This is a genomic window from Pontibacter sp. LHS2 (genome assembly GCF_058932845.1).
This window is the reverse complement of the sequence record NZ_JBZYWG010000001.1, coordinates 1,632,093-1,651,564: the sequence shown is the minus strand read 5'-3', so window position 1 is coordinate 1,651,564 and position 19,472 is coordinate 1,632,093. Positions and strand designations below refer to the sequence as shown.

Here is a 19,472-nt window from a genome sequence, read left to right as displayed (position 1 = left end):
CTAGCGGGGGTAGGGACCCTCTTTACCAAGATCCTTACAGGATGACAAAATCAGAAAAAATAACCCTGACCATCGAGGAATATTTCCCTGATAATTAAAATCAGGACTGAATATTCATGATAAGAAATCTAAACACATCAATCATCATCATCTAAGAAAATGGAATACATACTAGAAGCAAAGCAACTCAGAAAAGAGTACCAGGATAAAGTGGCGCTCAAAGGTCTGGATTTACAGATAAGTGCCGGCGAGATTTTCTGTCTTTTGGGGCAGAATGGCGCGGGCAAATCCACGACTATTAACCTGTTCCTGGGCTTTATACAACCTACTTCTGGCGCCGCCTACATCAATGGATACGAAGTGGCCAGCAACGTGACGCAGGTAAAAGAATACCTGGCATATATACCTGAAAACGTGATGCTATACCCCAACCTGACAGGTATGGAGAACCTGGCCTTGTTCAGTAGCCTGGCAGGATTTGATTACTCGAAAGAGGAACTTGTACGGTATCTGGTTGAGGCAGGCTTGCCTGCTGATGCCGTGAGTCGCCGAGTAGGCGGTTACTCTAAAGGGATGCGCCAAAAGGTAGGTATAGCCATTGCGGTGGCCAAGCACGCCAAAGTGCTGCTACTCGATGAACCTACTTCCGGTCTCGACCCGAAAGCCAGCAACGAATTCTCGGAGCTGTTGCTGAAATTAAGCAGACAGGGTACTGCCATCTTCATGGCGACGCACGACATCTTCCGGTCCAAGGAAGTGGGCACGCGCATCGGCATTATGCGGGAAGGCGAGCTTGTGGATGTGCAGCCTGCAGCGAGCCTCGATGCTAACGAGTTAGAAAATCTATACCTGAACTACATGCATGTAACACGATGATAAAAAGCATAGCAAAGAAAGAATTCATCAGCGCCTTGCGTGACCGTCGTTTCATGGCGCTCAGCATCATCGTGCTGCTGCTGTTGCTGGCCGCCACCGTGGTGGGGTTGCACAGTTATAACACCCTGCAGGCCGAGCGCGAAGCTGCGCAACAGACGGTGAACGACCAGTTCGCCAACTCCGAAGACCGTCACCCGCACCGCATGGCGCACTACGGCTCCTACGCCTTCCGCCCCAAGTCCAGCATCAGCTTTCTGGATTTCGGCATGGACTCCTATACCGGCGCCTCGGTGTTTATGGAGGCACACAAGCAGAACAGCGCCAACTTCAGCCAGGCACAGCAATCTTCGTCGCTTATCCGCTTCGGCGAAATGACGGTGGCCTTTGTGCTGCAAATGCTTATTCCGCTGCTTATCATCTTTTTGTGTTTCGGAGCATTTACGCAGGAGAAGGAGACCGGCACATTGAAAATCCTGCTGAGTCAGGGCGTGTCGTTACGGCAGGTGGCCTGGGCAAAGGTAGCCGGTTACAGCAAAGTGGTGGCCTTGGTGGTGGCACCGGCCTTGCTACTCGCTAGTATGCTTTTATTCGGTAAAGGCGGGTTTGATTTAGGGGATGATGTGCTGGTGCGACTACTGTTGTTCATCGGCTTTTATCTGGTATACTTCTTCATTTTCATCGTGCTGTCCGTGGTGGTATCGGCCTTGCACCAGCGATCGAGCACGGCACTGGTTACCCTGCTGGGTATCTGGATACTCTGTTGTGTGATTATACCCAAAGCATCTGCTAACCTGGGTTCAACACTCTATACCACACCAACCAAAGCACAAATGGATGCTGACGTGCACGAAGAAGTAGCCAAAGGTATAGACGGGCATGGCAGTGGACAGGACGAACGCACCGAGGCCTTGAAACAAGAGTTGCTGAAGAAATATCAGGTTTCTTCTCTGGAGGAATTGCCTGTGAACTTCGATGGTATACGCATGGCGGCAGGAGAGGAGCACAGCACACAGGTATACCAGGAACATTTCGAGGAGCTGACCGACATTTTCCGAAAGCAGAACCGCATTTCTGAATTTGCTGGCTTCCTGAACCCCTACCAGGCAGTGCGCCACTTATCCATGGGTATGGCCGGCGCAGACTTCAACCACTATGTGCATTTTCAGAACGAGGCGGAACAGTACCGGTACAACCTGGCGCAGGGGCTGAACCACATACAGACAACCCGGCTGAAATACGGCGACAAAGAGACGCGCCTGGGTACCGATACCTGGAAGGAGTTTCAGCCTTTTGTGTACGAAACACCGCAAGCCGGCTGGGCACTGGCCAACCACCTAGTGTCTTTAATCGCCCTGTTCATGTGGCTGGCTTTGGTCAGTCTGGTAGGTATGCGGCTGATTGACAAAACTAAAATTGCTTAAGCGATGAAGAAATTCTGGATACTGATAAAATTCGAATGGCTCAATTTTAGGGCCGATAAAGGATTACTCATCCTGACCTTACTGACTCTTTTTGCAGGGCTGTATGGTATTTACTACGGCACTACGGAAATAAACCGGCAGCAGGAAAACATTGCCGCTTTGGATGTGCTGACGGAGCAAAACATTGAGGAGCTGAAAGCGAAATACCCAGACGGTACCGACGCCGGCGACATTGGCTATTATCACTCCACCTTCGCCGTTAACCATCCGGACTCCTGGGCCAGTTTGTCGTTGGGGCAGCGCGATGTGAACCCGTATTACATCAAACTCCGCCTGCTTAACCTGCAGTCGCAACTGTACGACACCGAGAACATCAATCCGCTCAAAGTCTTGTCAGGCAATTTCGACCTGGCCTTTGTGCTGGTATACCTGTTTCCGCTGCTGATTATCGGACTGTGCTTTAACATCCTATCGGTAGAAAAGGAGCAGGGCACACTGCCTTTGCTGCTCTCGCAACCCATTAGCCTGCCACTGATCGTCGGTGCCAAGCTGACTTTCCGGATGATGCTGGTGCTGGGCTTAGCCTTACTGCTCTCGGTGGTAGCCATGGTATGGGGGCAAGTTTCGCCGGATATGCGGGTTGCGTTTTGGCTGGGCGTGGTCATACTATACTGCCTCTTCTGGTTTGGTGTGGCCTTCGTGGTGGCGGCCCTGCAAAAGAACTCCGCCTTCAATGCCGTGACGCTGCTGGGGGTGTGGCTCATGCTCACCATCATTATACCTGCGCTGCTGAATGTGTACATTGCCGTGAAGCAGCCGATGCCTCAGGCTTTGGAGCTCACCATCAAACAGCGGGAAGTAGTGCACGGTGGCTGGGACAAACCCAAGCGTGAAACAATGGATAAGTTCTTTGCCCTATACCCGGAGTGGACCGACACCACCGAAATTCAGGGTCGCTTTGCCTGGCGCTGGTACTATGCCTTCCATCATTTGGGTGATGTAGCCGTGGCAGATTTGGCGCGGGAATACCAGGAAGGACTGCAGACACGCCATCAATTGGTAGAGCAATTGAATGTATGGTCGGTGCCGGTCAACGTGCAGACCATCTTCAATGCCATGGCCGGTTCTGATTTGCCGTCTTATGTGGGCTTCCTGCAAAGTGCCACTCAGTACCACGATTCGCTCCGAGAGTTTTACTATCCTTTCCTGTTCAATCAGGTCAATTTCACAAATGACGACTATGCCAAAGAGCCACGCCACAGCTTTACCAGTTCACCTGATTTTGCGACGGTACATACAGGGCTTTATAAACTAGCGCTGAGTGTGCTGCTGGTTTTTGTGGTAGGTATGTTGCTGTTCAGAAGAATAAAGCCGAGCGTCAGGTAATCAAAGTTTTTTCATTACGCACTACTAGTTAAACATGAAAGCCCCGCTGTTTTGCAGCGAGGCTTTGTTTTTCTGGTACCAGATTATTTAAAGTGAATTGGTTGATCTAGTGAATATGTAAACCTTCAGCACCCATTACCTTTTTCTGTCAAACCACTTGATCAGGCTCACATACACTACTGCCTGCGGATAGGTAATCAGGAAGCTAAATGTAAAGCGGGAAGCCAAATCTGCATAAAAGTTTATGCTGTCCTGGGTGGCGATAAAACTGTTGACCAGGCAGAGCGGTGTGGCTACCATGGCTACAAATCGCAGCGTAGGTTTTAAGTTCTTTATGAAAAAGTGATTACTTAATCTGGGCTTCAACGAAAGTAGCAAATTCTTCATTTCAATCGGTATTTTAATTAAGTTGCAAACCGCAGGTCTAGCGCTACAGCAGCAATTCGTAGTCTGATCAGGTATACACTACTTTATCCCGGGCTACGATACTGCAATGTACAAAAAACCAAGGTGATCAGCAGTATTGTGACTGATTATGAACGCCTACCGATTTGAAACAAAAAGCCCCGCTACTGGTAGCAGGGCTCAGGTTTAGGTGTCCGCAATAGTGGCTATACCCTGTAGCAGATCGCATTGATGTTCATACCAGCCCCTACTGAAGCAAACAGGATAATGTCCCCTTTGTTTAGCTGATGCTTCTCGTCCTGACCCCTGCTAACGATGTCGTAGAGCGTGGGTACGGTGGCCACAGAACTGTTGCCGAGGTAATGAATACTCATCGGCATAATATCCTCCGGAATGTCGCGTCTGTCATAGAGTTTGTAGAGCGCCTGAATCATGCCTTCGTCCATCTTTTCATTGGCCTGATGGATGAAAACTTTCTTAAGATCTTGGATGTCTACACCGCACTGATCCAGGCAGGCCTTCATGGCTTCCGGCACTAGCTTAATGGCGTACTCGTATACCTTGCGGCCCTTCATTTTGATGTAGCGCACTCGCGGGTCACCGTCAGGCATGTAGGACTTATTCATATTGATATAAAAGGCTTCATCCACACTATGGCTGCGGGCACAGCTGGCCAGTATGCCGCTGCCATCTTCAGGTACTTCCTGGTACTCCACCACTGAGGCACCTGCGCCATCACTGAAGATCATGCTGTCGCGGTCATACAGATCGATTACGCGGGAGAGGGTTTCAGCTCCAATCACCAGCGCCTTACGGGCCATACCTGCCTTAAAAAACGCCTCGGCCTGAATCACGCCCTGTACCCAACCCGGACAGCCAAACAGGATGTCGTAGGCCACACAATTTGGGCTCTTGATCTTGAGATTGTGCTTCACGCGACTGGCCAGCGCAGGCACGGCATCAGACTGAATCGTGCCTTCGATCACGTTGCCGAAATTGTGCGCCACAATGATCATATCCAGCGTTTCGGGGTCGATGCCACTGTTTTGGATGGCTTGCTCGGCGGCCAGGGTAGCAATATCAGACGTGGTAAGATGGGAGGCCACATAGAGACGCTCCGCTATACCTGTTATTTTCTGAAACTTCTCGACCACCACATGCGGGCAAACCCCGATCGGCACGTTCTGGTCTGTGTAAAAATTGTGAGAGGTAAAATCCTGGTTGGTTTTTACTTCTGTCGGAATATAACTGCCGGTGCCAGTGATAACGGATCGCCACATATTGGTAGATTAAAAGGTGAAGGAAGATTATCCGGGTGCAAGACCCTGGAGCTACACAATATATTGATAACCACTATATAGGGCAAGAAAAATTTTGCAAAAGTGTTTAAACATTAATACTGTTATACACTTTGTCAGGTATAGCGCAATTTATCCGTCGATTTCTGCTAAGAATAGCTCTGGATAACCTGAGCCAGCTCCTCCATGAACAGGTGCATGTGGTAGCCGTCGGCCAGGGCATGGTGCAGACCAATGCTGATGGGCAGGTATACCCTGTCCTGGCGCATCTCCAGTTTGCCATAGCCTATCTTCGGCACGCCCGGATCAACAGGGTTAATGGAGAAGGCATGCTCCATACCCCGGAAAGTAAACCAGGGCAGTGTGGTCATGTGCAGCAGGTCAACGCCCTGATGGCCGTTGAACAGTTTTTTGCTTTGCTTTACTTCCGAAATGATACGGGTACCTTCGGCACAAAAGTCCTCCAGCTTTTCTTGGTAAGGGAAATGGGTAAAGGCGATTTGTTTGTTGTCTTTCAGAATAGTAGTTGACATATCCAGTCCTCTATACCTCACCACCTGTCCGTTTTCGATGCGCAGCAGGAAGCTTTCTGTATTTCTGGCAGCCTGTACAGTCGCGTGCATATAAGCCAGCGAAACAGATAAGCCATGCTGTTTGCAGTAATGATAAAGCGGCGTGATATCAGCCTCCGTGTGGACATTGAAAAATGGCTGTGTGAAGGTGCTGAAGAATCGAAAACTCTCTTCACGTTCCCATCCTTCGATAGGTATGATTTCTTTGCTATAGCGGTTTTGCATGTATAAATAGGGCAGATTTTAAGCAGACTACCTTTGGTAAACGGAAGCACAAAGATAAGAGATTGCGCACTATTATTTTTTTGTGAAGAAGCAGTGAGTGTATGCAATGTTATGAATATTCTATTATATTTATAGCACGCTAACCTACTTTGCCTATGAACGAACTTTTACAAGCTACTTTTTCCAGTGTCAACATCATTCCAACAGCCTTACTGGTTTTCGTCATGCTGTATTGGCTGGCCGTCATCTTCGGCTTGCTGGACCTCGATTTCTTTGATGTAGAAGTGGAGCCGGATGTGGACGCTGATGGCATATCGTCGGTTAGCTGGCTGAACTCAGTGCTCGCCTTTTTTAACCTGGGCAAGGTGCCTTTCATGGTGTTCCTCACTTTCTTCGCGCTGCCTTTCTGGGTGATCTCTATCCTGGCGAACCACTACTTTAACGACGGCTATACCTTGTTAGGATGGCTATACCTGATCCCCTCGTTCGTAGCCGCTCTGTTCGTATCCAAATTTCTGACCATGCCCTTTGTGAAGGTGTTTGCCGCGCTGGAAAAGAAACATGAATCAGCCGCCAACATTATCGGGCAGATCTGTACGGTCATTTTGCCTGCTAATGGCAACGACATGGGACAGGCCGCTGTGAAAACAACGGGGGCTCCGCTCTTGCTGAATGTCAGAACGACCATGGGCTCTGCTGTGCAGAAAGGAGAAACCGCACTTGTGCTCGAATACAATGCTGAAAACAAATTTTACCTTATAGAACCTTACCAAACCATTTAATTCGCATGTTAGAATCTTTATCCCTGTCTATCGTCATTATGCTGGCGGTATTCGCTATTGGCTTAATAGTCTTTGTTATTAAGATGTACCAGAAGGCCATCCAAGGCGAGGCGCTGGTACGTACCGGTCTGGGCGATACGAAAGTATCTTTCTCCGGTATTTTTGTAGTGCCCGTTATCCATAAGCTGGAGGTGATGGACATTACCCTCAAGACGATCGTGATTTCCAGAACTGGCTCCGAAGGCCTCATCTGTAAAGACAACATGCGTGCCGACATCAAGGTGAACTTCTTTTTGCGCGTGAACAAAACGCCGGAAGACGTGATTCAGGTGGCGCAGTCCATCGGTTGTAAGCGTGCCTCTGACCACTCAGCCCTTGAGAGCCTTTTTGATGCCAAGTTCTCCGAAGCGTTGAAAACGGTGGGTAAGCATTTTGATTTCGTAGAACTGTATAACAGCCGCGACGACTTCAAGCGCCAGATCATCCAGACCATCGGCACAGACCTGAACGGCTATGTACTGGACGACTGCGCGATCGACTACCTGGAGCAAACACCGCTGATGCACCTGAACGAAAACAACATCCTCGATGCCGAAGGTATCAAGAAGATCATCGACCTGACAGCTAAGCAGAAGGTACAGGCCAACCTGATCGAACGCGAAAAACAGAAGACTATTAAGAAGCAGGATGTAGAAGCGCAGGAAACGATTCTGGAGCTCGAAAAACAACTGGCCGAAAACGAAGAAAAGCAGAAACGTGAGATATCGAACATCAAATCGCGTGAGTTTGCTGAGATGGAAAAAGTGCGCCACGAAGAGCGTCTGAAAGCAGAGAAAGCCCGCATCGCAACAGACGAAGAAGTGAAGATCGCCGAGCAGAACAAAGACCGCCAGATTCTGGTAGCTGAGCGCAGCAAGCAGCGTACAGATGCCATTGAAACAGAGCGTGTGGAACAGGCCCGTTTGCTGGAAGAAAATGAAAAACAGCGTATCGTGGCACTGGCGCAAATCGAGAAAGAAAAGGCCATCGAAGAAGAGCGCAAAAACATACAGGGCATCATCCGCGAGCGTGTGACCGTGGAGAAAGCCGTGGTGGAGGAAGAAGAGAAGATCAAGGATACCAAAGCTTTTGCCGAGGCTGACCGTGTGAAAGCCGTAGCCATTAAGAATGCAGAAAAGGAAGCAGAGGAGTCTCTTGTTAGAGAGATCAAGAGCGCCGAAGCGGCACGTCAGGCGGCGGAGTTCCGAGCCAAGCAATTGCTGATTGATGCCGAGGCAGAGCAGGTATCTTCTAACAACCGGGCACAGGCGATCAAGACGATGGCCGAGGCGGAAGCAGCACAAGCGGCAGCGCTTGGATTGTCTGAAGCGCAGGTGATGGAAGCCAAAGCCCATGCCCGAATGAAGGAAGGCGAAGCGGAAGCACTGGTAATCAAAGCGAAGGCCAATGCACAGGCCGAAGCCGACGAGAAACTGGGTATGGTAACTGCCAAAGTGACCAAAGAGCAAGGTATAGCCGATGCGACGGTTGTAGAAAACTTGGCAGCCGCCGAAGAGAAACGCGGTCTCGCGGAGGCCCGTGTGATCGGAGAGAAGTTCACCGTGGATGCCAAAGGTATAGAGGAGAAAGCCGAAGCCATGCGCAAGCTGGATGGCGTGGGCAAAGAACACGAAGAGTTCAAGCTGCGTCTGGACAAAGACAAAGCCATCGAACTGGCTCAGATCAATATCCAGAAAGACATTGCCGCTTCACAGGCCGAAGTGATTTCCGAAGCCCTGAAGTCAGCGAAAATTGACATCGTGGGTGGTGAAACCATGTTCTTCGACCAGATCGTGGGCTCTATCACCAAAGGCAAGCAAGTGGACCGACTGGTAAGCAACAGCGAGGTGCTGAACACGGTGAAAGAGACTTTCTTCCAGCCAAATGGCAACGGGCATGTGGACTTTCGCGAGAACCTGCAGCAGTTCATCAACCAGTTCGGCATGACCTCCGATGATGTGCGTAACCTGAGCGTATCGGCTCTTTTGCTGAAGATGATGCAAAGCAGCGCCGACGAAGGCACGCTGAATACGCTGAAGCAATTGACCACAACGGCTACCGCGATGGGGATTGCGGATAAGCCTTATATTTCATTGAACTAACCTCACCCCAAACCCCTCTCCTAAAAACAGGAGAGGGGCTTTTTTCATGCGTGCCAGCCATTAGTACAGAATCTAGCTGTGAATACACTTTAAAAGAAATTATCTGTTGCTCTGATGACCTCACAGTGTCTTCCAGACCTGTGAGAGTCTATGCCGAAGGCCAAATCTTATATCTATAGTAGGTATAGTAACAGCTACTGGCGCAGACACTAGCGGGTCTGATAGACACCGCGAGGTCTTTAGAGTAGCTTCTAAAATTTTGCCTCCACTACCATGGAAGATACCAATACCGCCACCACACCAACTGCCGAAAACGTGCAGTTGGAGGGTGGGACCTATGAAATCTTACGGAACCGTCTGCAGAAAAGCGGGGCTGAACTGCGCACGCAACTGGAGCAACTCAACCAAGAGCGCAAGAGCGTGTTCGGGGCGATCGAGACGCAGCTGATCACGACCGAGCGGATTACCACCGAAAACAACTGCGTTCCCTGGGACATGGTGCCGGTGGGCTATACCTTGCTTTTCGGCTACAACGTATACCTTGGCCTGAAGTCGGAAGTGGAGTTGTCGGATGTGTTTGGCGTCTATACCTACGAAGGGCACAGCTTTCATCAGCAGCCGCTGGACCTACTGCAAGACAAGACATTCCAAGACGATTTTCAGAAGCTTTACAAATACTACAAGAATACCCAGTTCGTCAAGTTTGCGCACATCGGCAACTACCTGTACATGGTGTTCCGGGTGGGCAAAGGCGTCAATGATATCAAGACTTTTAAGTGGTTGTTCAAAGGTGACAGCATCTCCTACATCGACAACCGCAGCGACCACGAGTATATCTTCCCCAACCAGCATGACTTTAGCTGGAAGCGCACCACCCGCGAGGCCCAGCGCAAAGGCAAGCACCCGCACGTTTCCATCGAGGACAAGGTGTTTGTGGAGACGGTTGGCGGCGACCTGACCATCAAGGTAGAAGACAATACCGACTCTGGCCGTGGCATTTACGCAGAAGAAGTAGAAGACAAGGACCAGACGCTGGATGATTCGGAGATCTACTACGCCGTGGTAGGCAATATCATCATTCTGAAGATACGCCCATACCGCGAGAACAATTACCGTTATTTTGTCTACAACATCAAGCTGCAGGAAGCCCGTCGCATCGATGCGCTGGAGCATAGCTGTGTGCTGTTGCCGGATGGGCAGGGCATCATCTACGCCTATGGCTATTACCTGCAGACAGGCGAGTTCAAGCAATTTGATAACAACCTGCAGGATATGCTTTTTGAGAAGCGCATCACCTCTCCGAACGGCGAGGATTTCCTGTATGTGTTTTATAACAAGGAGTCGGGCATCTACCAGTTGCTGTCTTACAACTTGATCACGCAGCAGATCGAAACGCCGATCCTCTGTCACGGCTATGCCATCTACGAGAACGGGGAGTTGTGCTATTTCCGTGCGAACGATGAAGCGCAGAAGCACCATGCGATTCAGATCTGGCAGACGTCTTACATCGGACCCAACTTTGTTATACCTGTTACGCAAGAGTCCTACCTGTACAAGATCGGCAACAAGGATATTGTGAGGGCCATGGCCGAGAGCAACGAAGTACTGTCGCTCCTGCACAAAGACGATTCCTATGCCAACCTATACCTTGACCTGATCAAGAAAACCACCGATGTACTGGACTCTTACCACTGGCTGAATCGTGCGGAGACCTACAACCTGGCTGCTCCGATTTCGGCTATCCGGCAGACGGCTACGGCTGCGGTAGAAGAGTATGAAAAGGTGCTCAGCATCAAGAAAAACACGCAGGCGCAGATAGGTCAGGTGCTGGGGCAAGCCGACGCGCTTATCCAGACGCTGAAGTTCAAGAAGGCAGAGAGCATCAACGATTATGTGAAGTACCTGGCCGACCTGCGCGGTATACGCGGCGAGGTGATCTCGCTAAAAGAGCTCCGCTATACCGACCTGCCGACCATTGAAAAATACGAAGCACAGCTACAGCAATTTGCGCAGGATACCGCCAACGGAGCCGTTGATTTCCTGTTGCAGCCCAACTCACTGGCACCTTACGAGAAGCAGGTAAAGGAAATAAATGCCACCATCGAAGGTATAGCCAAGGTGGTAGAAGCCGACGCTACTGACAAAGAAATCGCGGCCGTTTCGGCGGAGCTGGAAATGCTGATTGATGTGGTGAGCAACCTCAAGATCGAAGACGCCACCCAGACCACCCGCATCATCGATACCATCTCGGCTATTTATGCCACGTTTAACCAGACCAAAGCCACCCTGCGCCGCAAACGCAAAGAGCTGTTAAGTCAGGAGGGCAAAGCTGAATTTAACTCCCAAATCAAGCTGATCAGCCAGAGTGTGGTTAACTACCTCGATGTGTCGGACTCGCCGCAGAAGTGCGAAGAGTATCTGGCCAAACTGATGGTGCAGTTGGAAGAACTGGAAGGCCGCTTCCCGGATTTTGACGAGTTCATTGAGCAACTCACGGTAAAGCGGGAAGAGATCTACAGCGCTTTCGAATCGAAGAAAATGCAGTTGCAGGAAGCGCAGAACAAGCGTGCTAACAGCTTGCAGCAGGCAGCAGACCGCATCTTGAAAGCAGTCCAGAACCGGGCCGGCAAACTGACTTCTGTAAACGAGATAAATGGTTACTTCGCCTCCGATTTGATGATCGAGAAGGTGCGGAGTACGGTAGAGGAGTTGCTCAAGATCGGCGATACGGTAAAAGCCGATACCATCCAGAGCCGTCTTAAGACACTCAAGGAAGACGCCGTTCGTCAGTTGAAAGACAAGCAGGAGCTGTTTGTGGACGGCGCCAATATTCTGAAATTTGGCAAGCACCAGTTTACGGTCAACACCCAGCCGCTGGAGTTGAGCGTGGTGCACCGCGACGATGCTATGTATTACCACCTCACTGGTACTAATTTTTTCGAGAAGATCACGGATGACCAGTTCTTAAGTTATCGTCCGGTATGGGAGCAGACGCTGGTTTCCGAGAACAATCAGGTATACCGTGCCGAGTACCTTGCCTTTAAAATATTGGAGGCTGCGCAAGACAAAGGTATAGCGAGTCAGCAGACGGAGAACAGTTTCCGATACCTATCCTTAGACGAACTGCACAAACTCACTGAATCCGAACTGACCGAGTACGTGAACAAATTCATGGCCGTACGTTTCAACGAGGGCTACATGAAAGGCGTCCACGACCACGACGCGGGGCTGATCTTAAGTGCGCTTATCCGCCTGATCAAAACAGCCGACCTGTTGCGCTATACCTCCATCGACAGAGCCTGTGCGCAGCTGTACTGGCAAGTATTTGTGCCGGAAGCGAAGAAGAACACACTGAATCACCAACTCAAAGGTATAAGCGCGATCCTGCAGGTTTTCCCCGATACACACGAGTTTGATGATGTGAAGGCCGATCTGCAACAGGAACTCTATACCTTCCAGCAGGAGACGGGATTGTGTAAGGAGGCCAATGCGGGGGAGGCGGGAGCATACCTGTTTTACGAACTTACCCGTGGCAACCACTTTGTCATTGACAGTCAGGCCGACGTGCTATACGATGGTTTCAAACATTTCCTGACGGAGCGTAAAGTGCTGGATAGGTTTGAAGAGTCTGTTAAAGCACTGCAGGAGAATGTGGCCCACCAGTTCGAACTGATACAGCATTGGTTGAAGGCGTACATTGCACAGGCTGGCCAGCATGACAAAACCGAGTTTGTGGCCGAGGTGGCGACTTTGCTGTTGACCGACAGCTACAATCCGCTGCAGGTGGTGCACACCGTACTGAAGGAAAACCTGCAAGGTATGCAGGGGGCTCACCAGCAGGTACAGGGGCAAAGCTACCAGTTGAACTATCACCAGTTCCTGCATCGGCTACGCGACTATACCAATAACACTGCAAATGCTTTTGTACAGTTTACGGAGCTCAAAAAGAACATGACGCAGCAGGCGGAGCAGGCGCTTCGGCTGAACGAATTCAAGCCAAGGGTGCTCTCTTCTTTTGTGCGTAATAAACTGATCGATCAGGTATACCTACCGTTGATCGGCGCCAATCTCGCCAAACAGATCGGCGCGGCAGGGGAGACCAAACGTACCGACCTGATGGGTATGCTGTTGCTACTTTCGCCTCCGGGCTATGGCAAGACCACGATCATGGAGTACATCGCCAACCGACTGGGCATTATCTTCATGAAGATCAACGGGCCGGCCATTGGTCACCAGGTCACAGCGCTGGACCCGAAGGAGGCACCTAATGCCGCTGCCCGCGAGGAGCTGGAGAAGCTGAACCTGTCCTTTGAGATGGGCGATAACGTGATGATTTACCTCGACGACATTCAGCACTGCAACCCGGAGTTTCTGCAGAAGTTTATCTCGCTTTGCGATGCCCAGCGCAAGATTGAAGGCGTGTACAAAGGCCGCAGCAAAACCTATGATTTCAGGGGCAAGAAGGTATGCGTGGTCATGGCCGGTAACCCTTACACGGAGACAGGGGAGAAGTTTCGTATACCTGACATGCTCGCCAACCGTGCCGACATCTACAACCTCGGCGACATCATTGGCGACACGGAAGACGTGTTCAAGCTGAGCTACATCGAGAACTCCCTTACCTCCAATACCGTGCTGGCGAAGCTGGCGGCGAAGAGTCAGAAAGACGTGTATGCGCTCATCCAACTGGCTGAAACGGGCAATAGCGAAGGGCTGGAGTTTGAAGGGAATCACTCAGCTGCCGAGATTAACGAGTATGTGCTGGTGCTGAAAAAGCTGCTCAAGATTCAGGACGTGATCCTGAAAGTAAACTTGGAGTACATCCGATCGGCCGCGCAGGCAGACGAGTACCGAACCGAGCCAGCTTTTAAACTGCAGGGCTCTTACCGTAACATGAACAAGCTGGCCGAAAAGGTGATGCCGATCATGAACGACCAGGAACTGCAAACGCTTATTTTGTCGCATTACGAAGCCGAATCGCAGACGCTCACTTCAGGAGCCGAAGCCAACATGCTCAAGTTTAAACAACTGATCGGCATCATGACCGAGGCCGAGGCGCAGCGCTGGGAAGACATCAAAGCTACCTTCGTTCGCAATAACAAGCTCAAAGGCTTCGGCGACAACAACCAGGTAGGGCAGGTGTTGTCGGAAATGGAGAACATCTCTGGCGGACTGGCAGGTATTAAAGAGGTGCTGAGCCAGTTTAAGCCAAGCAGATTGGAAGCAGCGGAGGAATTGTAAGGTATAGCTGAGGTGCAGACAAGCCCCTGCAGGTATAGATCCTGCAGGGGCTTGTTTATTTTGCATTTAACTTTTACAGAAGTTCTTAATCAAAAGCATCAAATCAGTTAAAACGCTTATTTGTTCTTAACAAACCTTACCGGCACGTGTGGTGGGTTATATCCAATAGGCTGACCAGAGAAGGAGGCATAGGTATCGCTAGGCAACTGGATGATCTTAAACACAATCGGATTATCTTCGGCATCGCGGTTAGCTGTCCAGAGTAGGCAGTTGGAGCCTGCACCATGCGGATTCCCATTGGTTACCATCAGGTTGCCGGGTACCGCATTGAAACCAGATTTATTGTTAGCGTAACCGTCCTGTTTCAGCCAGCCCGTGGTCGACATCAGTTGGCCCAGCAAACGCTTCGACTGTACGTCAGACCCGTCAGTACTGTCCCAGATTTCATCAAATGCTATACCTTGTGACTTCAAAAGTGCCAGGTAATCTTCCCGTGTAGGGAGCCGCCAACCTGTAGGTATCTGAATGGCCGCAACATCCTGATACTTCAGGAAAGTACCGTATTCAGGATTATCAGAATTACTCAATCCGCCTGGCCCGGCATAGTTCACAGACATCCACTCCAAGTTACCGATGGTCACAGTCGGATAGTACTTGTCACCGATTTGCACATAGGTACCTGTAGTAGGTGGCTTCGTGTACAGGCCGCCCGGGCTGGTTGGTGTACCAGTACCGCCTTCTACTTTTTTGAACCTCACCGACTGCTGCATGTTACCATCAACGCGCTTTGCTGTCAAGAAATTTTGCGAGTTGGTGTAAGTGGAAGCCTCAGGGTTAATGAAAACCGTTTTATAAGCCTTTACGTCTTTTGTGATGATATCAGATTCCTTGAAGCCAGAGTATTTGTTGCTGAATATTCTCATTTTACCTGATTTAGCATGAAAGGTGATGGTGTTCGGGTTGGCCTTGTGCTCTAAAGTTCCTGTCATTTTATAGAGGTACTGCTTAACCTCATCACCCACATTCATCACATCAGAGGTATACTCCACCGCATTTTTTCCATCTGCCGTCATCACGATTGTCCTGAATTCGCGAAAGCCCTGTTTGCCTTGAAAAGTACCTTGTTCCCAATTGGCTGAAAGAGGACCTTGATTGTGATCGATATACCAGGTTCCAACAAAGTCTGCAGGTATAGCGGTGAAGGGCGTCTCAATCACTTCTCCATCTGTAGGGTTTGTTGGGTCAATGGGATTGGTTGGCTTAGGATCTTCCTTGTCGCAGCTGCTCAACGTAAGCGCAACCATAGCACCCAGCAATAAGCCGGGCATTAAATTTTTTAACTTTTTCATATTCAGTAGTTTTATTTTGTAAGCGGTATTCAGAATGTCTAGGAGGTTTTCTAGCAGTGATTAAAATGAAACTTGTTTCATAGGCGTTTTCTTAAGATTAAACAATAGATTGATTTTATTGTGTTTTGTCAATTGGCGTGCCAGATTTTAAAATCTGGCTTAGAGCTTAGTTTTTAGCACATCTAGACTTAAATATTGGTTATTATTGAACAATTCCTGTTCATTACTGGACACTGTGGGGCAAAAGATGAAGATATGTGAATGGAAGTTGTATGGAGATGAATTTTTTTCGATTAACGAAGCTTGCTATTTATTTAGGGCTTTTTGAAGAAGAGCTTAGCCTGAGCTTTTATGGTCGACATGTTTCTGTGAAGGAGAGATTGCCAGTAAAAGAGTTTGTTAAGAGAAAGAATGGAAAGATACAAGTTGAATTATACCTATAAATGCCCGACCTTTGTACCCTATGCCTTTAGCCATCACCTCACTTGCTTCCGGAAGCAACGGCAACTGTTACTACATCGGCAACGGCCAAGAAGCCGTGTTGGTGGATGTTGGCATCTCCTGCCGTGAAATCGAACGGCGCATGCAGCGTCTTGGGCTCTCGATGAGTAAGGTGAAGGCTATTTTTGTGTCGCATGAGCACTCCGATCACATCAAAGGGATACCAGTGTTGGCGCATAAGTACAGATTGCCAGTATACATTACAGCCAGCACGCTGTACCGCTCCCGGATGGACCTGAGTAGGATAGAGGTGCAGTCCTTTACAGGCTACGAGCCGGTACAAATCGGTAGCTTGTCTGTTACAGGTTTTCCAAAATATCATGATGCGGCAGATCCGCACAGTTTTATCGTGGAAGGTAATGGGGTGAAAATAGGCGTTTTCACGGATATCGGCACACCATGCGACCATGTGATCCATCACTTCCAGCAGTGCCATGCTGCTTTTCTGGAGACAAACTATGACGAGGGAATGCTGGAGCAAAGTTACTACCCGTATTACCTCAAGCGGCGCATCAGTGGCAACCACGGACACTTGTCCAATCGTCAGGCACTTGAGCTGTTTGTAGCGCATAAACCCGCTTTCATGAGCCATGTGTTTCTCTCTCACCTCTCCAAGGACAACAACTGCCCGAAACTGGCCAAGCGCCTTTTTGAGACCTGTGCCGACGGCACCGAAGTCGTGGTCGCCTCGAGGTTTGAGGAAACAGCTGTGTATAAAATCAGCTGCCAGGGCGATATTTTTGAACGTACCCTATCCGTGAGTGACATACAGCCTGCAGGAGAACAGCTTTCGCTTTTTTAAGCCTATTATCTTAGGAGACGATTGCTATGAAATTTAAGACAGACAAAAGCTTCTTTATTTTTTCTATCTATATCGCAATCCTTTGCTTGGTAGTAGGTGTGTTAATGATAAAGAATGACTTGGTAGCGGTAGGTGTTCATAGTAGAACACTTTCTGTATCAGGTTTTGGCGGACATCTGTTAATCTTAATGAGTTTGATTTTCTTCTATGTTGCCTACCACTGCCTTTCTCCTTTCAGCAAAATCAGGCGGTTTTTGAACGAGGGAGAAGAAAGAAGAAGTAAAATGAGGGTAAGCCCTAATAGCTTATATAATATTTTGCGCTGCCAGTAAACAGATAAATAAAATCAATCGATACTTACCACTGTCAGCAAAAAGAATTTCTGTTCACGATTAAGACAAGTCGCGACCTGTCCCTACCAAGCGATCATAAGCCAAAAAAGCCCGATGACCTTACAGTGTAAGGTCATCGGGCTTTTTCAAATCTCTAGCTTTCTAATTTTTTAACTTTCTAACTCCCCAACTCTTCTTAGTTCGCTCGCTTCAGATACTTATACAGTTCCGAATCAGTAGACAGGATTATACTCGTCTTATCATCAAATGATTTCTCCAGCGTTTCCATGGAGCGGAGGAAGCCGTAGAGTTCGCGGGCCTGGGCATTGCGGTTGTAGGCAGAGGCGTAGATGGAGGTGGCTTGTGCATCAGCTTTACCACGTATCACTTCGGCTTCACGGGTGGCTTGGGACGTGATCTGGGCCAGGTCACGTTCTTTGTTACCTTGTATCTTGCGGGCTTCACCCTGACCCTCAGAGCGGAACTGATCGGCAATACGGTTACGCTCACTAATCATACGGTCATAAACGCGGTTACGCACCTCGTCTACATAGTTCATCCGCTTGAAGCGGAAGTCCAATATCTGCACACCCAGGTCTGAGGTACGTTCGTTGGCTCTCTTCAGTATCAGCGCTTCAATTTTGTCGCGACCAACAGATATCTTGTCCAGGTTCTCCAGGTCTTCCATGATCTCATCAGATACTTCCGGCTCTCGGTTGGTGGAGCGCACAATATCGAGCAAATCGTGACTGGCAATGGCATTGCGTGTTTCGCCGTCCAGTATGTCATCGAGGCGGGACTGGCCGGAGCGCTCATCACGCAGACGGATGAAAAACTGCAGCGGGTTGGTGATTTGCCAGCGGGCATAGGAGTCTACGAAGATAAACTTTTTGTCCTTGGTCGGTACCTGGTTGGCATCGCCGTCCCACTCGAGGTAGCGCTTGTCAAAAAACTGCACTTTCTGAATGATCGGGATCTTAAAGTGCAGACCTGGCTGGGAGCGTGGTTCGCCTACAGGTTTACCAAACTGGGTGACAATGGCCTGCTTGGTTTCGTCGAGCACAAATACGCTTGTGAAAAGCAATGTCAGCAGGAGTACTGCAGCTATAAGCGAAAGTATCTTTGGGGTATTCACAGGCTATTTCGTTGGAGTTTGAGTTTTATTCTGATTCAGGTTCAAGAGCGGCAGTACATTGTTGCCACGCTCATCCACAATCACTTTATCGCCTATTTTTGGCAGGATGCGTTCCATGGTTTCCAGGTATAAGCGCTTTTTGGTTACCTCAGGAGCTTTCACATATTCTTCGAAGAGGGAGTTGAAACGGGCAGCTTCACCGGTTGCTACGTTCACACGCGTCAGGGCATAGGCCTCGGCCAGCTGAACGGTTTCATCAGCCTCGCCACGCGCACGCGGAATGATGCGGTTATACTCCGACTCGGCCTGGTTGATCAGGGTTTCGCGCTCCTGCTGGGCCTGGTTCACGGCGTTGAAAGACGGCTTTACCGTCTCGGGCGGATTCACGTCCTGCAGCACTACCTGGTCAATGCGAATACCGTTTTCATATTCGTCGCACATGCGCTGCAAGAGCACCTCCATGCTGGTGGCTACTTCCTGACGGCCCACAGTAAGTACTTCGTTTACAGTTCGGTCGCCTACTATCTTGCGCATCGCCGATTCGGACATATCACGCAGGGCTTTCTCTGCGTCGCGCACCTTGAACAGGTAATTGTAAGAGTTCACGATACGGTACTGCACGACCCACTCCACGTTGGCCAGATTCAGGTCGCCGGTCAGCATCAGCGATTCGTCATTGAAGTCCGCTTTGGAGTACTGTGTGTTTCTGCCTGCCTCCAGTGTTCTGAAACCGAACTCCTGCTTGAGCTGACGCTGTACTGGGATTTTCTTCATCTCTTCAATACCGAAAGGCAAAATGAAGTTTAGTCCGGGCTGCACGGTACGGTCGTAGTGTCCGACGTACATCACCACGCCTTCTTCTTCAGGGCCAACCGTCTTCACGGAAGTAAGCAGGAGTATCAGCAGGAACAAGCCGAGCAGAATCTTGCGGAAGTGCTTGCTCAGCATAAACATGTAGTACTGTAGCCGGTAGTTAGGTTCAGCCATGGGCGCGGGAGTATTTGTT

General features: G+C 49.7%; 14 protein-coding genes. 8 read left to right on the top strand and 6 right to left on the bottom strand.

What is annotated here, in order from left to right:
* Positions 1-159 precede the first annotated feature (159 nt).
* The 3 genes from AC5FX6_RS07215 to AC5FX6_RS07205 are packed head-to-tail and all read left to right on the top strand — an operon-like array spanning position 160 to position 3,683.
* The gene (locus tag AC5FX6_RS07215; protein ID WP_493596351.1) at positions 160-876 is read left to right on the top strand and encodes an ABC transporter ATP-binding protein; all 717 of its coding nucleotides are present in this window, start codon (positions 160-162) and stop codon (positions 874-876) included.
* A complete protein-coding gene (locus AC5FX6_RS07210) occupies positions 873-2,297 on the top strand; it encodes an ABC transporter permease (RefSeq protein WP_493596350.1) in 1,425 nt (474 codons plus the stop codon). The genes AC5FX6_RS07215 and AC5FX6_RS07210 overlap by 4 nt, the downstream gene beginning before the upstream one ends.
* A gap of 3 nt (positions 2,298-2,300) precedes the next feature.
* Positions 2,301-3,683, top strand: a complete 1,383-nt coding sequence (locus AC5FX6_RS07205) for an ABC transporter permease (protein ID WP_493596349.1) — start codon at positions 2,301-2,303, stop codon at positions 3,681-3,683.
* Positions 3,684-3,818: 135 nt separating this feature from the next.
* Here AC5FX6_RS07205 and AC5FX6_RS07200 read toward each other — a convergent pair whose 3' ends face one another.
* From AC5FX6_RS07200 to AC5FX6_RS07190, 3 genes are all read right to left on the bottom strand, one after another.
* The gene (locus tag AC5FX6_RS07200) at positions 3,819-4,070 is read right to left on the bottom strand and encodes a hypothetical protein (protein ID WP_493596348.1); all 252 of its coding nucleotides are present in this window, start codon (positions 4,068-4,070) and stop codon (positions 3,819-3,821) included.
* A 224-nt stretch (positions 4,071-4,294) separates the two neighbouring features.
* Positions 4,295-5,368, bottom strand: coding sequence for a 3-oxoacyl-ACP synthase III family protein (locus AC5FX6_RS07195; protein ID WP_493596347.1), 1,074 nt, complete (start codon positions 5,366-5,368; stop codon positions 4,295-4,297).
* A gap of 167 nt (positions 5,369-5,535) precedes the next feature.
* Positions 5,536-6,183 carry a CatA-like O-acetyltransferase gene (locus AC5FX6_RS07190; protein WP_493596346.1) on the bottom strand — a complete coding sequence of 216 codons (648 nt, stop codon included), beginning with the start codon at positions 6,181-6,183 and terminating at the stop codon, positions 5,536-5,538.
* 155 nt (positions 6,184-6,338) lie between these two features.
* On the opposite strand from AC5FX6_RS07190, the gene AC5FX6_RS07185 reads away from it, so the two are divergent.
* The 3 genes from AC5FX6_RS07185 (at position 6,339) to AC5FX6_RS07175 (ending at position 14,347) form a co-directional block, all read left to right on the top strand.
* Positions 6,339-6,965 (top strand): hypothetical protein, encoded by a 627-nt coding sequence (locus AC5FX6_RS07185; protein WP_493596345.1) that lies wholly within the window; start codon positions 6,339-6,341, stop codon positions 6,963-6,965.
* Positions 6,966-6,970: 5 nt separating this feature from the next.
* Positions 6,971-9,106, top strand: a complete 2,136-nt coding sequence (locus AC5FX6_RS07180) for a flotillin family protein (protein ID WP_493596344.1) — start codon at positions 6,971-6,973, stop codon at positions 9,104-9,106.
* Between the two features lie 273 nt (positions 9,107-9,379).
* Positions 9,380-14,347, top strand: coding sequence for a DNA repair ATPase (locus AC5FX6_RS07175; RefSeq protein WP_493596343.1), 4,968 nt, complete (start codon positions 9,380-9,382; stop codon positions 14,345-14,347).
* A 116-nt stretch (positions 14,348-14,463) separates the two neighbouring features.
* Here AC5FX6_RS07175 and AC5FX6_RS07170 read toward each other — a convergent pair whose 3' ends face one another.
* Positions 14,464-15,696, bottom strand: a complete 1,233-nt coding sequence (locus AC5FX6_RS07170; RefSeq protein ID WP_493596342.1) for an FISUMP domain-containing protein — start codon at positions 15,694-15,696, stop codon at positions 14,464-14,466.
* 463 nt (positions 15,697-16,159) lie between these two features.
* On the opposite strand from AC5FX6_RS07170, the gene AC5FX6_RS07165 reads away from it, so the two are divergent.
* Both AC5FX6_RS07165 and AC5FX6_RS07160 read left to right on the top strand, forming a co-directional pair.
* Positions 16,160-16,999, top strand: coding sequence for an MBL fold metallo-hydrolase (locus tag AC5FX6_RS07165; protein ID WP_493596341.1), 840 nt, complete (start codon positions 16,160-16,162; stop codon positions 16,997-16,999).
* A gap of 26 nt (positions 17,000-17,025) precedes the next feature.
* Entirely contained in the window at positions 17,026-17,331 is a 306-nt protein-coding gene (locus tag AC5FX6_RS07160; RefSeq protein WP_493596340.1) for a hypothetical protein, read from the top strand.
* Positions 17,332-17,527: 196 nt separating this feature from the next.
* Here the strand turns inward: AC5FX6_RS07160 and hflC are convergent, their stop codons facing one another.
* Together hflC and hflK are read right to left on the bottom strand one after the other, a co-directional pair.
* Positions 17,528-18,466 carry a protease modulator HflC gene (gene hflC, locus AC5FX6_RS07155; RefSeq protein WP_493596339.1) on the bottom strand — a complete coding sequence of 313 codons (939 nt, stop codon included), beginning with the start codon at positions 18,464-18,466 and terminating at the stop codon, positions 17,528-17,530.
* Between the two features lie 3 nt (positions 18,467-18,469).
* On the bottom strand, positions 18,470-19,453 hold the full coding sequence (gene hflK / locus AC5FX6_RS07150) for an FtsH protease activity modulator HflK (RefSeq protein WP_493596338.1): 984 nt from the start codon (positions 19,451-19,453) through the stop codon (positions 18,470-18,472).
* Positions 19,454-19,472: the final 19 nt, after the last annotated feature.

Coding starts and splice junctions, on each gene's coding strand:
- AC5FX6_RS07215 (WP_493596351.1), top strand. CDS start 160: ATGGAATACATACTAGAAGCAAAGCAACTCAGAAAAGAGTACCAGGAT.
- AC5FX6_RS07210 (WP_493596350.1), top strand. CDS start 873: ATGATAAAAAGCATAGCAAAGAAAGAATTCATCAGCGCCTTGCGTGAC.
- AC5FX6_RS07205 (WP_493596349.1), top strand. CDS start 2,301: ATGAAGAAATTCTGGATACTGATAAAATTCGAATGGCTCAATTTTAGG.
- AC5FX6_RS07200 (WP_493596348.1), bottom strand. CDS start 4,070: ATGAAGAATTTGCTACTTTCGTTGAAGCCCAGATTAAGTAATCACTTT.
- AC5FX6_RS07195 (WP_493596347.1), bottom strand. CDS start 5,368: ATGTGGCGATCCGTTATCACTGGCACCGGCAGTTATATTCCGACAGAA.
- AC5FX6_RS07190 (WP_493596346.1), bottom strand. CDS start 6,183: ATGCAAAACCGCTATAGCAAAGAAATCATACCTATCGAAGGATGGGAA.
- AC5FX6_RS07185 (WP_493596345.1), top strand. CDS start 6,339: ATGAACGAACTTTTACAAGCTACTTTTTCCAGTGTCAACATCATTCCA.
- AC5FX6_RS07180 (WP_493596344.1), top strand. CDS start 6,971: ATGTTAGAATCTTTATCCCTGTCTATCGTCATTATGCTGGCGGTATTC.
- AC5FX6_RS07175 (WP_493596343.1), top strand. CDS start 9,380: ATGGAAGATACCAATACCGCCACCACACCAACTGCCGAAAACGTGCAG.
- AC5FX6_RS07170 (WP_493596342.1), bottom strand. CDS start 15,696: ATGAAAAAGTTAAAAAATTTAATGCCCGGCTTATTGCTGGGTGCTATG.
- AC5FX6_RS07165 (WP_493596341.1), top strand. CDS start 16,160: ATGCCTTTAGCCATCACCTCACTTGCTTCCGGAAGCAACGGCAACTGT.
- AC5FX6_RS07160 (WP_493596340.1), top strand. CDS start 17,026: ATGAAATTTAAGACAGACAAAAGCTTCTTTATTTTTTCTATCTATATC.
- hflK (WP_493596338.1), bottom strand. CDS start 19,453: ATGGCTGAACCTAACTACCGGCTACAGTACTACATGTTTATGCTGAGC.